This is a genomic window from Acidibrevibacterium sp. (genome assembly GCF_049965395.1).
GTDB lineage: Bacteria > Pseudomonadota > Alphaproteobacteria > Acetobacterales > Acetobacteraceae > Acidibrevibacterium > Acidibrevibacterium fodinaquatile.
Map to the genome: position 1 here is coordinate 1 of NZ_JBMFWJ010000033.1, position 16,152 is coordinate 16,152.

General features: G+C 65.5%; 12 protein-coding genes. 7 read left to right on the forward strand and 5 right to left on the reverse strand.

The features are described 5' to 3' along the window. Nucleotides 1-72: 72 nt before the first annotated feature. Complete coding sequence (locus ACP5M5_RS10380; protein WP_427937143.1) at nt 73-1,095, forward strand: hypothetical protein; 1,023 nt, start codon at nt 73-75, stop codon at nt 1,093-1,095. Between the two features lie 6 nt (nt 1,096-1,101). On the opposite strand, the gene ACP5M5_RS10385 is transcribed toward ACP5M5_RS10380, so the two are convergent. Both ACP5M5_RS10385 and ACP5M5_RS10390 read right to left on the reverse strand, forming a co-directional pair. Further along, nucleotides 1,102-2,748 (reverse strand): stimulus-sensing domain-containing protein, encoded by a 1,647-nt coding sequence (locus tag ACP5M5_RS10385; RefSeq protein WP_427937144.1) that lies wholly within the window; start codon nt 2,746-2,748, stop codon nt 1,102-1,104. Between the two features lie 176 nt (nt 2,749-2,924). Further along, nucleotides 2,925-3,626 carry a response regulator transcription factor gene (locus ACP5M5_RS10390; RefSeq protein ID WP_427937145.1) on the reverse strand — a complete coding sequence of 234 codons (702 nt, stop codon included), beginning with the start codon at nt 3,624-3,626 and terminating at the stop codon, nt 2,925-2,927. 66 nt (nt 3,627-3,692) lie between these two features. On the opposite strand from ACP5M5_RS10390, the gene ACP5M5_RS10395 reads away from it, so the two are divergent. Both ACP5M5_RS10395 and ACP5M5_RS10400 read left to right on the forward strand, forming a co-directional pair. After that, nucleotides 3,693-4,415, forward strand: a complete 723-nt coding sequence (locus ACP5M5_RS10395) for a HugZ family protein (RefSeq protein ID WP_427937147.1) — start codon at nt 3,693-3,695, stop codon at nt 4,413-4,415. Further along, nucleotides 4,412-4,981, forward strand: a complete 570-nt coding sequence (locus ACP5M5_RS10400; protein WP_427937149.1) for a peroxidase-related enzyme — start codon at nt 4,412-4,414, stop codon at nt 4,979-4,981. Before ACP5M5_RS10395 ends, ACP5M5_RS10400 begins: the two co-directional genes overlap by 4 nt. Before the next feature lie 16 nt (nt 4,982-4,997). On the opposite strand, the gene ACP5M5_RS10405 is transcribed toward ACP5M5_RS10400, so the two are convergent. Genes ACP5M5_RS10405 through dnaG form a run of 3 tightly spaced genes read right to left on the reverse strand, consistent with a single transcriptional unit; the run spans nt 4,998 to nt 9,579 of the window. After that, nucleotides 4,998-5,564, reverse strand: a complete 567-nt coding sequence (locus tag ACP5M5_RS10405) for a GNAT family N-acetyltransferase (protein WP_427937150.1) — start codon at nt 5,562-5,564, stop codon at nt 4,998-5,000. Nucleotides 5,565-5,592: 28 nt separating this feature from the next. Next, nucleotides 5,593-7,545, reverse strand: coding sequence for an RNA polymerase sigma factor RpoD (gene rpoD, locus ACP5M5_RS10410; protein WP_427937152.1), 1,953 nt, complete (start codon nt 7,543-7,545; stop codon nt 5,593-5,595). 60 nt (nt 7,546-7,605) lie between these two features. Further along, the gene (gene dnaG, locus ACP5M5_RS10415) at nt 7,606-9,579 is read right to left on the reverse strand and encodes a DNA primase (RefSeq protein WP_427937155.1); all 1,974 of its coding nucleotides are present in this window, start codon (nt 9,577-9,579) and stop codon (nt 7,606-7,608) included. A 95-nt stretch (nt 9,580-9,674) separates the two neighbouring features. Here dnaG and carA point away from each other — a divergent pair, with 95 nt between their 5' ends. From carA to ACP5M5_RS10435, 4 genes are all read left to right on the forward strand, one after another. Next, nucleotides 9,675-11,036, forward strand: a complete 1,362-nt coding sequence (gene carA, locus ACP5M5_RS10420) for a glutamine-hydrolyzing carbamoyl-phosphate synthase small subunit (protein ID WP_427937156.1) — start codon at nt 9,675-9,677, stop codon at nt 11,034-11,036. A 3-nt stretch (nt 11,037-11,039) separates the two neighbouring features. Continuing rightward, the gene (carB, locus tag ACP5M5_RS10425) at nt 11,040-14,282 is read left to right on the forward strand and encodes a carbamoyl-phosphate synthase large subunit (RefSeq protein ID WP_427937158.1); all 3,243 of its coding nucleotides are present in this window, start codon (nt 11,040-11,042) and stop codon (nt 14,280-14,282) included. Nucleotides 14,283-14,387: 105 nt separating this feature from the next. Next, nucleotides 14,388-14,861: a transcription elongation factor GreA gene (gene greA, locus ACP5M5_RS10430; RefSeq protein WP_427937160.1), complete on the forward strand. Its 474-nt coding sequence runs from the start codon at nt 14,388-14,390 to the stop codon at nt 14,859-14,861. A gap of 6 nt (nt 14,862-14,867) precedes the next feature. Continuing rightward, complete coding sequence (locus tag ACP5M5_RS10435) at nt 14,868-16,100, forward strand: threonine ammonia-lyase (protein WP_427937161.1); 1,233 nt, start codon at nt 14,868-14,870, stop codon at nt 16,098-16,100. The last annotated feature ends 52 nt before the right edge of the window (nt 16,101-16,152 follow it).

Sequence of the window (16,152 nt, forward strand, 5' to 3'; positions counted from 1 at the left end):
TGACATTGATCGAAAATTTAGTGACGATCGAGCATCGTTAATTAATGTTAATCGTGGGAAGTGGAGAGCAGGATGATAGCGATTTTCGATCGTCCCTCCGGCAAGGCCGCGTTGCTGACGGTATCCGCCCTGGCGCTCTCCATCGCCGCGGCGCGATCGGCGAAAGCCGATTACGTGGTGACGCCGCCCGCCAGCGTGCCGACGAGTTACACCGACTCGACGCCAGTCACGCTGACCAATGTGTCCCAGGGGCTCACCGCCTCACTCTGGACCCTCTCCCCGGGACTGACTTCCGGCGGCCCCGGTAATCTCGAGGGTGGCCCCGGTACCTCTGGCTATCCCAATCTGCAAGGCATGGCCAATCTCGAAACCCTAGCCCAGACTGGGACGATCACCACGCTGCCGAGCGGCACGCCTGGCACCGGCACCGGCGCGCTCACCTACACCGCGACACCCTATTTCTCGTTCACCGATACCGCGATCAATAGCTATGGTTTCGTCGCGATCGGTGGCGGCGGCAATTCCATCGCAAGCGTATTGAGTGGTACCGGGAATCAATATGCGACGGATCTCGTCAGCGGTGTCACGCTTCCCTCCTCAGCCGCCACAAACACCTGGAACAACCTGATTTTCGACCAGAGCGGCTATATCCACGTCTCGCAGCCCAATAGTTCCTATACCTTTGCCGTCGCGAACGCAGGTTTGAACGACGACGGCACCGAGATCCTGCTCGGCGGCAGTGGCGCGATCGGCAGCGGCAGCGTCGTCGGATTCGAGAATGCCAATGGCATCGAAACCTCCAACGGCGTCGCGACCCTGATGTTCGGCAATACCTATAGCGCCGCGACTGATACCGTGACCTTCACGCAAGCTGGCTATTACCCGATCGAGATTTTCAACGCCCAGACCTGGGGCAGCGCCTTTGAAAACGTCAGCTTCCTGCCGACCACGACGACGACCCCCGATCTGGTGTTCGTCACCGGCACACCAGTTCAATCCTCGGTGCCCGAGCCCTCCTCGGCGACGCTGATCCTCGCCGGGCTCGCCGGCCTGCCGCTGCTCCGCCGGCGGCGTGGGCAGAAACCGATGTCGTAACCGGCCTCAGGCTTTCGGCAGCCGCACGACGAAGCGCGCGCCGATCACTCGCCCGCTTTCGTCGCGGCGATTTTCGGCGCGGATCCGCCCGCGCAGCGCCTCGATGATCTGGCGGCTGATCGAAAGCCCGAGCCCGGAGTGTTGGCCGAAACGCTCGCCCTGCGGGCGTTCGGAGTAAAACCGGTCGAAAATGTGCTCAAGCTTGGCCTCGGGAATGCCCGGCCCCTCATCCTCGACGGTGATTTCCACCTCGCCATCTATCTCGCGCGCCGCAAGCATGATCCGCCCGCCGCGTGGGCTGAAAGAACGAGCATTGGCGATCAGATTACGCAACACCTGCACCAGCCGATCGGCAACCCCGCGCACCACGAGGCCGCTTTCCGGCGCGACGACGATCAGCGGCGGCTCGCCCTTGCTCAGGGTCGCGGCGTGGATATCGGCCAGCGTCGCCAGGATCGGCGCGACATCGACCAGCTCGGTCGCGGTGCGCGACAATTCGGCGTCGACGCGGCTCGCATCCGAGATATCGCTGATCAGCCTGTCCAAGCGCCGCACATCCTCGGCGATGATGGCAAGCAAGCGCCGCTGCTGGCCCGGATCCTCGATCCGCCGCAGAGTCTCGATCGCGCTCTGGATCGAGGAAAGCGGGTTCTTGATCTCATGCGCGACATCGGCGGCGAAGCGCTCGATCGCATCCATCCGCGCCCAGAGCGCGCTCGCACTTTCCGCAAGGGCGTGCGCGAGGGCGCCGATCTCGTCGCGGCGGGCGAGCAGCCGGCGCGGCACCGCGCCGCTCCGCCCCTGGCCCTCGCGCATCTCGCCGGCGGCGGCGGCAAGGCGCAGGATCGGCCGGGCGATGGTCCGCGCGAGATACCACGACATGATCACCGTAAGGCCGAGCGCCAAGCAAAACAGCGCGAGGATCGACATCCGCACGTTATAGAGGCTGTCATCGACCTCGCGCGCTTCGCGGGTGAGCAGGATGATGCCAACCGTCTGGGCGTTTTGCTGCACCGGCTCGGCGACGGTTACCAGCAGCTGGCCGTCAGTGGTGCGGCGGATATAGGGCGGCGTCTCGCGCGAGCGCGCCGCCCCCTCGGTGCGCAATTCCTCGCGCACATCGGGCTGCCAGTCGATTCCACCGGCGAGCGGCCCGGCCTCCAGCGTCGGTGCCGCCGGGTTGTGCGGCAGATGGGCGAGCACCCAGTCATAGACCTGTTCGATCACGCTCGCGACATGGCTGCGCGGCACCGCCGGCGGGATCGGGTCCATCTCAAACCTGCCGCCGCCAGCCTCGCGCTGGCGGCTATCGGCGATCACCGTGCCGTCTGGGCCATAGAGCTTGGCTTCGGCGCTCGGCGTCGGCTCGGTCAGGCGGCGGAGCAGCGGGCGGGCGAGCGCCGGCACCAGCCGCGCCGTGCCCGAAGCCTCGATCGCGACCGCCGCCTGGCCGAGAGCGCCGGCATAGATCCGCGCCTGTTCGCGGAGCGTCAGCACCTCCGCCTCCAAAAGCCCATTCTGATATTGGTCGAGATAGAGGAGGGTCACCACCAGAAGCGCGAGCGGCAGTGCATTGACGAGAAGGATACGGCGCAGGAGGGGCGACACCAAGCGCGGGGCAAAAGCCGGCGCCGCAGGAGCTGCGCCAGCCACATGGTTGGCTGACGAAAGTGTTCTTTTTTGAAAAAAAGAACCAAAAAACTTTCTGCCATGGCGCAGGGCCTGCCCCCCTGCCCTTCTCCAAAAATCGCCGGGCCGCCAAAGCAAGGGGAAGATTTTCTTTTTTTCGGAGGAAAATGAAGGGTCAGTTCCCGAATTTATGCCCATCGTCAGGGCTCTTTGTAACGGTAGCCAATACCATAAAGCGTCTCGATCTGGTTGAAGCGCTCATCGACGGCGCGGAATTTCTTGCGGATGCGTTTGACGTGGCTGTCAATGGTGCGGTCATCGACATAAATATTCTCGCCATACGCGGCATCGATGAGCTGGTCACGCGCCTTCACGACGCCCGGGCGCGCCGCCAGCGCCTTCAAAAGCAGGAATTCGGTAACAGTGAGGTCGATATCGGCGCCGCGCCAGGTGCAGCGGTGCCGCGTCTCATCGAGCACGAGATCGCCGCGCTGGATGATCCCGGCGGCCGGCTGGCCGGAGCCCTCGGCGCGGCCAGCCTCGTTGCGGCGCAGCAAGGCCCGGATGCGCTCGATCAACAGGCGCTGGCTGAACGGCTTGGTGATATAGTCATCAGCGCCGAGCCGGAGTCCCATCAGTTCATCCACCTCCTCGTCCTTGCTGGTCAAAAAAATCACCGGCATCGCGGAACGGGCGCGCAGGCGCTGGAGCAGCTCCATCCCGTCCATACGTGGCATCTTGATGTCGAGTACGGCAAGATCAGCGGGGCGAGCGAGCAGCGCCTGCAGCGCGCTTTCGCCGTCGGTATAGGTGCGCACCTGGAAGCCTTCCTGCTCCAGCGTCATCGCAACGCTAGTTAGGATATTGCGGTCGTCATCGACCAGGGCAATGGTGTGCTTCATAACCACCTCCGAGAACCGGCACAGCATCGACATACCACGCCACGCGGCCGATAGGATAACCGAAGCATGACCAACCACTCATCCCCCGACTCTCGCGCCGATCTCGGCTTCACGCTCCGCTCCCTCGCCCGCGCGGCGCGGGTCGGAAGCCTTGCAACCGTCAACGATGCGGGGCAGCCCTTCGTTTCGCTGGTGACACCGGCGTTCGATGCCGGGTGCGCGCCCCTCCTCCTGCTCTCGGGCCTCTCCGAGCACACTCGCCATCTTCGCGTCGAACCACGCTGCGCCCTCCTGATCGCCGGCGCGGCGAATGGCCCCAACCCGCAGACGACGCCGCGCGTAACTCTTATCGGCCGTGCCGCGCCGACCGAAGATGCGGCTCTGCGCGCCCGCTATCTTGCCATACACCCTTACGCCGCGCTCTATGCTGGATTCGGGGATTTCGCGCTCTGGCGCCTCACGGTTGAGGAGGCGCATTATGTCGGCGGCTTCGGACTCGCGCGACAGGTCACGCAGGCCAAGCTCCGCCCGGCGCCCGAAGCCGTCGCCGCGATCACCGCTGCCGAGCGCGAGATCATCGCCGAGGCCAATGCCGAACGGGCGGCCGGCGAACACATCGTCGCGATCGATCTCGATGGCTGCGACATCGCCGAAGACGATGCTACCCGCCGCCTCGCCTTCCCCGCCCCGGCGGCGAACCCCGAGACGGTTCGCGCAGCACTTCGTCATGTCGCGCCGCAGAAGACGCGCGGCGCGAGACCAGAGCAAGCAAGAGGAGAGAATTCATGACTGCCGCCATCAGCCGCTTCCCCGTCCCCTCGCTCTCGGATCTGCCAGAGGATATCCGCGCCCGCATCGAGGCGACCGCGGCTAAATCCGGCTTCGTCCCCAATGTCATGCTCGCGCTCGCCCACCGACCGGACGAATTCCGTGCGTTCTTCGCCTATCACGACGCACTGATGGCGAAAGACGGCGGGCTTTCGAAAGCCGAGCGCGAAATGATCGTGGTCGCAACCTCGGCTGCCAATCAATGCCAATATTGCGTGATTGCCCATGGCGCGGTTTTACGCATCCGGGCGAAAAACCCCCTGATCGCGGACCAGATTGCAACCAATTATCGCAAGGCTGATCTCACACCGCGCCAACGCGCCATGCTCGATTTCGCAATGAAAGTGGCGCTCTCTTCCCATCAGATCGAGGACGAGGATTATACCCTGCTTCTCGACCACGGCTTCAGCCGTGAGGATTGCTGGGACATCGCCGCCATCGCCGCCTTTTTCGGCATGTCGAACCGCCTCGCCAACAGCCTCGCCTTCCGCCCGAATGACGAGTTTTATCGGATGGGGCGGGAATAACGGGATCGGGATAAAATTAGCCTGAGAGCGGCCGCAAACGCGCCGGGATCGTCATCCCGAGCCGGCGCGGCACCTCCCAGACTTCATCGATCTCGCGATAGACGGTAAAACCCGCGGCGAGATAGCCGGGCAGTGCCCGCGGATGATCGGCGGTGCAGGTGTTGAGGGTCATCGTCCGCGCCCGGTGACGCCAAACCAGATCGACGGCATTCCGCAAAAACGGCCTGCCGAAGCCGCGGCCGATGAAATGCGGCATCAGCCCGAAATAGCTGAGATTGACCACCGGCCACGGCCGGGCATCGAGTTCGTAAAATCCGCCCGGCTCACCGCCGGCATAAAGCACATGAACACTGATGCCCGGGATACGCAGATAGCGCGCGAGTTCCGCATCCGGCGTCACCCGGCGCAGCCACCAGAGATAATCGGCGCCGACCGTGTCATAGAGAAAGCGATAATAGGTGACGCTCGGCGCGGCCAGCGTCACCACCTGTGCGCCCTCGGGGAGGGGCGTCGGCGGCGTGGCCGGCGCCTGATCGAGGCGAAGAAACGAGACCCGCACCGAAACCCTTGTCACCGGCTCCATCGGCCGCGCCCCGTTGCCCGCGCCGCCCTCAATCGTCGAGGAAACTGCGCAACCGGCGGCTCCGGCTCGGGTGCTTGAGCTTGCGCAGCGCCTTGGCCTCGATCTGACGAATGCGCTCGCGAGTGACATTGAATTGCTGGCCGACCTCCTCCAGCGTGTGATCGGTATTCATGCCAATGCCAAAACGCATGCGCAGAACCCGCTCCTCGCGCGGGGTGAGGCTGCCGAGCACTTTCGTCGTCGCCTCGCGAAGATTGGCCTGAATCGCGGCGTCGATCGGGATGATCGCCGATTTGTCCTCGATGAAATCGCCGAGATGGCTGTCTTCTTCGTCGCCGATCGGGGTCTCGAGACTGATCGGCTCTTTTGCGATCTTGAGCACCTTGCGCACTTTCTCGAGCGGCATGCCGAGCTTCTCGGCCAGTTCCTCCGGCGCCGGCTCACGACCGATCTCATGCAGCATCTGGCGCGAGGTGCGCACCAGCTTGTTGATGGTCTCGATCATGTGCACCGGAATGCGGATGGTGCGCGCCTGATCGGCAATCGAACGGGTGATCGCCTGGCGGATCCACCAGGTGGCATAGGTGCTGAATTTGTAGCCGCGGCGATATTCGAATTTATCCACCGCCTTCATCAGGCCGATATTGCCTTCCTGGATCAGATCGAGAAATTGCAGGCCACGATTGGTATATTTCTTCGCGATCGAGATCACCAGGCGGAGATTGGCCTCGATCATCTCCTTCTTGGCGCGCGCCGAATCGCGCTCGCCACGGCTTACGGTTGCATAAATGCGGCGGAATTCGCTAATCGGCAAACCTGCGTCATTGGCGACCTCGGCGATGCGGGCGCGAATCTCAGCGATGGCTTCGCCGTGGCGGGCAACGAAATTCTTCCAGCTTTTACCAGGCAATTTGCCGACCCGCTCCAGCCAGTTCGGATCCAGCTCATGGCCGTGATATTGGGCAAGAAAATCTTCGCGGCTGACCTTGCAAGATTCGGCGAGCCGCATCAGCGGCCCCTCCTGCGCCATCAGGCGTTTGTTGAGTTCCTTGAGCTGCATCACCAGCTCTTCGATGCGGTTATTATGCAGCCGCACCTGCTCGACTTTCTGGACCAATTCGTCGCGCAGCTTCTCATAGGATTTCTCGCTGCGCGCGCTCACCGCCTCGCCGCCGGTGATGGCACCGAGGCGGCGGGACTGCATCTTCTGCAGCTTCTTATAAAGCGCCTCGATCTCCTCGAAATTCGCCAGGACCTCGGGCTTGAGCTTTTCCTCGAGCGCCGAGAGAGAAAGGCCGGCGCCCTCGCCTTCCTCGTCCTCATCGCCCTCCTCGCCAGCGGCGAAGCCCGCTACCGAGGGCGGCATCGCGTCAGTGCCGCCATCATCGCCGCCCGGCTCGCCGCCCGCGTTCGGCGGCCCGCCCTGCGTGGCTTCGAGATCGATGATGTCGCGGAGCAGCATGCGCCCGGCCTTCAAGGCATCGTGCCAGGCGATGATGGCGCGGATGGTGAACGGGCTCTCGCAGAGCCCGCCGATCATCATCTCACGGCCGGCCTCGATGCGCTTGGCGATGGCGATCTCGCCCTCGCGCGAGAGCAGCTCGACGCTGCCCATTTCGCGCAGATACATGCGCACCGGATCATCGGTGCGACCGAGGCTTTCCTCGTCGACATTGCCGCCGGGCTCCTCGGCTTCCTCCTCTTCGCGCTCCGGCTTGGCAACGGGATCGGCCTCCTCGGCCTCCTCGCTCTCGACCACCTGGATGCCCATCTCGTTGAGCTGGGCCATGACGTCCTCGATCTGCTCGGAGCTGTTCTGATCGGGCGGCAGCACGGCATTCAGCTCATCGAAGGTGATATGGCCGCGCTCCTTGCCGCGCGCGATCATGCGCTTGACCGCGGCGGACTGGATATCGAGCAGATTAGTGTCGAGATCGGTCTCGGCGGTCGGCGCCTCCGCAGCGGTGGTCTTGGTTGCCATCAGAAAAAATACTCCCCGCAACATGGCCGCGGGGCGTCCCCGCGCGGCCGATGTAACACTTCATCCCTCGGCGAAGCCCGAAGCCGCGCCGCCGCGCCGGCCCTCAATCCCATGCCCATGGGCCTCATTACCGCCCGCCCCCTCCCCGTCGTTCCCGGCGGGATGGGTCTCACCGGCATTGAGGCGATTTTGCGCCTCGCGCAACGCCAAGACGCGCCGCTCAGCGCGTGGGGTCGGGTTCGCCTCGAAGTCCCGCTGCGCCGCGGCCAGTTCCTCACGCAACCGTTCGCGATGCGAAAACCCGAAAAAATGCCACCACCCCTCCGCCACATCCGCCAACGGCGCCCCAGGCACGGCAAATGCCGGCGCGCAAGCCCGCACCTCCGCCACCTGCTCACCTAGCCCGATCTCGGCGAGATGGTCGATGAGAGCAGGAGAGTCAAGCGCCGGATGCGAATTTAGTCCCGCCGCGGCCGCAACATCGGCTGATTCCGGCGCCGCCATCGCCGCATTGCGCACCCAGGCGAGCAGCGCCTCCCGCAGCCGGCTCAACGGCGCGGGCAAAGCGAGGCCGCCGAGCGCCTCCTCGACCTCGAGCGCCAACGCCGGGTGATGGAGCAGCACCGCGAGTAGCACCCGCTCGCGTGTCTGATCGCCAGGGCGAGGCGCTGTGCGCAGCCGTGGCGGCGACGGGAACACCGCTCTCTCCCCCCGCGATGGCGCGCCGCGCGCGCGCCCTTTGGCGCCGCCCGGCGGCGTCGGCGGGCGGCGGAATTCGGCAAAGAAACGATCACGCAATGCCCGGCGATATTCCCATTGCAGGCTGCGATGGTCGATGCTCTCTGCCGCCGCCATCAAGGCGTCGAAAAACCCACTGCGGCTCTCCGGCGTCGCGCCGGGGAACTGAGCGCGGATGAGCGCATAAAGCGCGCTGAGCAAGGGTTGGCGGCGGGCCAGCGCCTCGGCGCGGAAGCCGGCCGCGCCGGCGCGGCCGAGCAGGCTGTCAGGATCCTCACCCGGCGGCAGGGGCACGATTTCGAGGCTGCGCTCGGGGGTGATCAGCGGCAGCGCGAGCGAGATCGCGCGCAGCGCCGCCCGCGCCCCGGCCTCGTCACCATCGAAACAAAGCAGCGGCACCGGCGATGCCTGCCAGAGCGCTTCGAGATGCTCGACGCCGAGCGCGGTGCCAAGCGGCGCCAGCGCGCCGGGAAACCCGGCCTGGTCGAGGGCGATCACATCCATATAGCCCTCGACCACCAGGATGTCCGCGCCGGCGCGGCTCGCGGGCGCGGCGCGATCGAGATTGTAAAGCGTGCGGCGCTTCGAAAAGACCGCGGTTTCCGGCCCGTTGAGATATTTCGGCGCGCTGGTCTGGCTGTCATCGAGGCGCCGGCCGCCGAAGCTCACGATCCGCCCGCGGCGGTCGCCGATCGGGAAAATCAGCCGGTTGGTGAAGAACTCGCGCGCCAGCTGGCCGTCTTCGGCCGGGCGGAGAAGGCCGGCCTCGATCATCGCCGCTGGGGTAATCCCATCGCGCGCGAGATCGGCGGTCAAGGCCCCGCGCCCCGGCGCGAAGCCGAGACGAAAGCGCCGGGCCGTCGCCTCGCTCACCCCGCGTCGGGCCAGATAGGCGCGCGCGCCAGCGCCTTCGGGAAGCCACAGGCGGCGCTCAAAGCTCTCAGCGGCGTGTTCGAGCACGGCGATACTATCCCGCGCCGTGCGCGCCGCGGCGGCGGCATCCGGTCCCTCCTCCGGCACCGCGAGCCCAGCCTCGGCCGCGAGGCCGCGCACCGCCTCGATGAAGCTCTGCCCCTCGGCCTGCATGACATAGCTGATCGCATCGCCATGGGCGCCGCAGCCGAAACAATGGTAATGGTCGTCATAGACATAAAAAGACGGCGTTTTTTCGCCGTGGAACGGGCAGCAGCCCTTCCATTGCCGCCCCGCGCGGGTAAGGCGCACCCGCCGCCCGATCAGCGCCGGAAGCGGCGTCTTGGCGCGCAATTCCTCGAGAAAACCCGGTGGCAACGCCATCAGCCGGACCCCTTTCGGCGCGGCTCATTGGGATTTTTTTTCCCAAACCTAAAATTCCCATTGTTATGGGAAATCATTTCCCACATAATCTTCCCATGTCCCTCACCGTCGAAGACCTGATCGCCCGTCTCGGTGGCGCCGAAGCCGCCGCCGAACAGCTCGGCGTCGGCACCGAGGCGCTGCGCAAATGGCGCCAAGCGCGGAGCATTCCAGCACGCCATTGGCCGGCGCTGCTCGCCGCGACCGGGCTCACCCTCGCCGATCTGCCTCGCGCCCCATCCCGGAGTGACCCCATGTCCGCCATCGCTCATCCCCCCGAGGGCGCGACCGCAGCGCTCGTGCTCGCCGACGGCACCGTGTTCTGGGGCCGCGGCCTCGGCGCCATGACCACCGAGGCGCCGCCGCTTGGCGAGGTTTGCTTCAATACCGGCATGACCGGCTATCAGGAGACCCTCACCGATCCCTCCTATGCCGGCCAGATCATCACCTTCACCTTTCCTCATATCGGCAATGTCGGCGTCAATGGCGAGGATGTCGAGGCCTCGATGATCGCCGCCCGCGGCCTGATTCTGCGCGATGATATCACGGCGCCGGCGAATTGGCGGGCAACCGAGGGCCTCGATGAATGGCTCGCCGGGCGCGGCGTCACGGGCATGGCTGGCGTCGATACACGAGCGCTGACCCTTCGCATCCGCGACCAGGGGGCGCCGAGCGCTGTGCTCGCCTACCCGAAAGATGGCCGCTTCGATCTGCCGGCGCTGCGTGCCGCCGCCGCCGCCTGGCCGGGTCTTGAGGGGATGGATCTCGCCGGCACCGTCTCCTGCACCCAGAGCTACCTTTGGGATGAGACGGTTTGGGCGTGGGGCCAAGGCTATGGCCGGCAGACCGCGCCGCGGCATCACGTCGTCGCGGTTGATTATGGCGCGAAACGCAACATTCTCCGCGAACTCGCCGCCGCGGGCTGCCGCGTTACCGTGGTGCCGGCAACCGCCAGCGCGGACGACATCCTCCGCCATCGCCCGGACGGCGTCTTTCTCTCGAACGGCCCCGGCGACCCGGCGGCGACGGCGGAATACGCGGTGCCGGCGATCCACGGCGTGCTCGAAGCCGGGGTGCCGCTCTTTGGGATCTGTCTCGGCCATCAGCTCCTCGCGCTTGCCCTTGGCGGGCGCACCTACAAGATGGCGCGCGGCCATCGCGGCGCCAACCAGCCGGTCAAGGATCTCGCGACCGGGAAGGTCGAGATCACCAGCCAGAATCACGGCTTCGCGGTCGATCCGGCAAGCCTCCCGGAAGGCGTCGTGGTCACCCATACTAGCCTGTTTGACGGCTCGAACGAGGGCATCACGCTCACCGGCAAGCCGGTATTCAGCGTGCAATACCACCCCGAGGCCAGTCCCGGCCCCTCCGATAGCCACCATCTCTTTGGGCGCTTCGTCGCGCTGATGGAGTCCTGATCAATGCCTAAGCGCACCGATCTCCACGCGATCCTGATCATCGGCGCCGGCCCGATCGTCATCGGCCAGGCGTGTGAGTTTGACTATTCCGGTGCCCAGGCCTGCAAGGCGCTGCGCGCCGAGGGCTATCGCGTCATCCTGGTCAATTCCAATCCGGCGACGATCATGACCGACCCAGAATTGGCCGATGCCACCTATGTCGAGCCGATCACGCCGGAAATCGTCACGAAAATCATCGCCCGCGAGCGCCCGGACGCGTTGCTCCCCACCATGGGTGGACAGACCGCGCTCAATGTCGCGATGCAGCTCGCGAAAACCGGCGTTCTCGAGGCCTACGAGGTTGAGCTGATCGGCGCCCGCGCCGATGTCATCGACCGCGCCGAGGACCGGCTCAAATTCCGCGACGCCATGGCGGCGATCGGCATCGAGAGCCCGCGCAGCGCTATCGCCCACACGATCGACGAAGCCCGCGCCGCCTTGGCCGAAATCGGCCTGCCCGCCGTCATCCGGCCGAGCTTCACGCTCGGCGGCACCGGCGGCGGCATCGCCTATAACCGCGAGGAGTTCGACCAGATCGCGCAAGGCGGCCTCAACGCCTCGCCGGTTTCCGAGGTGCTGATCGAGGAAAGCGTGGTCGGTTGGAAGGAATTCGAGATGGAAGTGGTCCGCGATGGCGCGGACAATTGCATCATCGTCTGCGCGATCGAGAATGTCGATCCGATGGGCGTCCATACGGGCGATTCGGTCACCGTCGCGCCGGCGCTGACGCTGACCGATAAGGAATATCAGCGCATGCGGGATGCCTCGATCGCGTGTCTGCGCGCCATCGGGGTCGATACTGGCGGCTCGAACGTGCAATTCGCGATCGATCCGCAAACCGGCCGGATGCTGATCATCGAGATGAACCCGCGGGTTTCACGCTCCTCCGCGCTCGCCTCCAAAGCGACGGGATTCCCGATCGCGAAAATCGCCGCCAAACTTGCCGTCGGCTACACGCTCGATGAGCTCACGAACGACATCACCCGCACGACACCGGCGAGCTTCGAGCCGACCATCGATTACGTCGTCGTCAAGATCCCACGGTTCACGTTCGAGAAATTTCCCGGAACCCCAGCCCTCTTGTCCACCAGCATGAAGTCGGTGGGCGAAGCGATGGCGATCGGGCGGAGTTTCGCCGAGGCGCTGCAAAAGGGTCTGCGCAGTATGGAGACCGGGCTTTCCGGTCTCGATGAAATCACGCCGCCCGGCGATGGCGGGGCAGACGCGTTCCGCGCCGCGCTCTCAACGCCGCGCCCAGACCGGCTCCTCGTCGCGGCGCAAGCCTTGCGGGCCGGGCTTTCGGTCGAGGACGTGCATGAGGCGTGCAAATTCGACCCCTGGTTCCTGCGCCAGATCGAAATCATCATCGCCGCCGAGCGGGCGGTGCGCGACAGCGGCTTGCCGGAGAGCGCCATGGCGTTCCGGCGCCTCAAGGCGCTCGGATTTTCCGATATGCGCCTTGCCGAACTCACCGGGCGACGCGAGGCAGATGTCGTCGAACACCGCGCTCGGCTCGGGGTGACGCCGGTCTATAAGCGGATCGATACCTGCGCCGGCGAATTCGCCTCCGCGACCCCTTACATGTATTCGACCTATGAGGGCGGCTTCGGCACGCCGGTTTGCGAAGCAGCGCCGAGCACGCGGGAAAAAATCATCATACTCGGCGGCGGCCCGAACCGCATCGGCCAGGGGATCGAGTTCGATTATTGCTGTGTTCATGCCGCTTACGCGCTGCGTGAGGCGGGGTTTGAGACCATCATGGTCAACTGCAATCCCGAAACCGTGAGCACCGATTACGACACCTCCGACCGGCTCTATTTCGAGCCACTTACCGCCGAAGACGTGATCGCGCTGGTGCGACGCGAACAGTCGGCAGGGAAACTGCTCGGTTGCATCGTGCAATATGGCGGGCAGACGCCGCTCAAGCTCTCGCAAGCGCTCGCGTGCGCCGGCATTCCCATTCTCGGCACCAGCGCCGAGGCGATCGACATCGCCGAGGATCGCGAGCGGTTTCAGAAACTTTTGCAAAGCCTCGCCCTATTGCAACCGGAGAACGGCACGGCGCGCTCGGCCTCGGAGGCGGAGGCGATCGCCGAGCGCATCGGCTATCCGGTGGTGATCCGGCCGAGCTATGTGCTCGGCGGGCGGGCGATGGAGATCGTTCATGATCGCGCCGGCCTCACCCGCTATATGCGCGAAGCGGTGCGCGTCTCCGGCAGCAACCCGGTGCTGATCGATCGCTATCTCGCCGATGCGATCGAGGTCGATGTCGATTGCATCAGTGATGGCGAGACCGTTCATGTTGCAGGCGTTATGGAGCATATCGAGGAGGCCGGCATCCATTCCGGCGATAGTGCCTGCGCGCTGCCGCCCTATTCGCTGCCGCCGGCGATCGTCACCGAACTCCGCGCCGAGACCGTCGCGCTCGCGCGAGCGCTAAAAGTGGTCGGATTGATGAATGTGCAATATGCGATCCAGGGCGATGCGATCTACGTCCTCGAGGTCAATCCGCGTGCCGCGCGCACGGTTCCCTTCGTTGCCAAGGCGACCGGCCTGCCGGTTGCCAAACTCGGAGCCCTGGCGATGGCCGGGATCAAGCTCGATCCCACGCGTTTGCATGAAAATGCGCTCGGCGCCCATGTCGCGGTCAAGGAATCGGTGTTCCCGTTCGCGCGCTTTCCCGATGTCGACGTCATTCTTGGGCCGGAGATGAAATCGACTGGCGAGGTGATGGGGCTCGATACCAGTTTCGAGCGCGCCTTCGCCAAGGCGCAGCTCGGCGCTGGGGTCACGCTTCCGGCCGCGGGGACGGTGTTCCTCTCGGTCAAGGATGGCGACAAGCAGGCCGTGGTCTCGCTCGGCCGGCGTCTGATCGAGATGGGATTTCACATTCTGGCGACGCGGGGAACGGCGGCGCGGCTGCGGGACGCCGGGCTCGCGGTCGCGGTCGTCAACAAGGTGCTTGAAGGCCGGCCGCATTGCGTTGATGCGATTCGCTCCGGCGAGGTGCAGATGGTGATCAACACGGCGTCGGGCGCGCAGTCGGTGCATGACAGTTTTGACATCAGAAGAAGCGCGCTCACCCACGGGGTTCCCCATTACACCACCATCGCCGGCGCCCGCGCCGCCGTGCACGCGATCGCTGCCCTGCGCGCAGGAGAGCTTGAAGTCGCGCCGCTGCAGGGGTATTTTCACGGATCGTTCTGAACCGGCCGGGGTGGGTTTGACCCATTCTGGCTCCCATGCCGGGGCCCGGAAGCGGGCGGCCGGCCTTATCTTTTCTCGACTGGTCGAGAGATCGAGGGCAACGACGTGCAGAAGTTTCCGATGACGGCCGCTGGCCTGCAACGCTTGGAGGAGGAGCTGCGTCATCTCAAATCGGTCGAGCGGCCGGGTATTATCCGCGCCATCGCCGAGGCGCGAAGCCATGGTGATTTGTCGGAAAACGCCGAATACCATGCCGCGCGGGAGCGCCAATCCTTCATCGAAGGGCGAATCGCGGAACTCGAGGAGATCGTCAGCGCCGCCGAGGTGATCGATCCCGCCCTGCTCTCGGGCGATCAGGTGAAGTTCGGCGCCCATGTCCGTCTGATCGACGAGGAAACCGAGCAGGAGGCTTCCTATCAGATCGTCGGCATGCATGAAGCCGATATCAAGGCCGGGCGGCTTTCGATTTCCTCGCCGCTGGCCAAGGCGCTGATCGGCAAAAAGCCCGGCGATCAGGTCTCGGTGCCGGCGCCGGGCGGCGATCGCAGCTACGAAATCCTGACCGTCAGCTTCGGCTGAGCGTCGATGTCCTCCCTTGCCGTCACCCTCGCCGATGTCGAGGCCGCTTGCGCGCGCATCGCCGGCCGCGTTCTCGTAAGCCCGGCGATGGCGGCCGATACGCTCTCACGCGCCACCGGGGCACGGGTTTTCCTCAAACTCGACAATCTCCAGGCGACCGGCGCCTTCAAGGAGCGCGGCGCCGCCAACCGCTTGGCGCTGCTCACTGAGGAGGAGCGCAAGCGCGGCGTCATCGCGGTTTCGGCTGGCAATCACGCCCAAGCCGTCGCCCGCCATGCCAGTCTCGATGCCATCCGCGCGACCATCGTCATGCCGCGCTTCACCCCGGCGACCAAGGTGACGCGAACGGCCGGCTGGGGCGCCGAGGTGGTGCTGCATGGCGAGACCCTGGCGGAAGCGGCCGATGAGGCGCATCGGCTCGCGGCACGCGATGGGCTGGTCTTCATCCATCCCTATGATGATCCTGGGGTGATTGCCGGGCAAGGCACGCTCGCGCTCGAATTCCTCAAAGCGGTCCCCGATCTCGACGTCCTCGTGGTCCCGGTCGGCGGTGGTGGTCTGCTCGCCGGCTGCGCAGTCGCGGCGAGCGCACTGCGGCCGGGGATCGAGATCATCGGCGTCGAGGTCACCGCCTATGCCGCGCTCGCCCAGCGCCTGGCCGGCCAGACGGTTGCGGTCGGCGGCCCGACCATCGCCGAGGGCATCGCCGTCCGCGATATCGGCGAAATCCCGCTGGCGCTGATCCGGCAGCTGGTTTCCGACGTGCTGATCGTTCCTGAGCGTGCCATCGAGCAGGCGATCGCGCTGCTCGCCGAGGGGGCGAAAGTGATCGCCGAGGGCGCCGGCGCGGCGGGGCTGGCGGCCGTGCTCGCCTATCGCGAGCGCTTTGCTGGCCGGCGGGTCGGGATTCCGGTTTGCGGCGGCAATATCGATGCGCGCATTCTCGCCAACGTGCTGCTGCGCAATTTGCTGCGGGATGGCAGGCTGCTTCGCCTCAGCCTCGAAATCCCGGATCGTCCCGGCGTGCTCGCCGATATCGCCGGCACCATCGGTGCGGCCGGCGGCAACATCATCGATGTCTCACATCACCGTTTATTCGCGTCACCGAGCGTGCAATCGGCGGGGCTGGAATTGATGGTCGAGGCGCGCGACACGCCGCATGGTGATGCCATCGTCGCCGCCTTGGCGAAAACCTACACCGTGCGGCGGCTGGCCGGCGAGAGCGGCGCGGTCGGCTGACGCCCCCTGGTCTTCGCGTGGCGCGCGGCCACGCCCCTCAAATCTCAAAAGT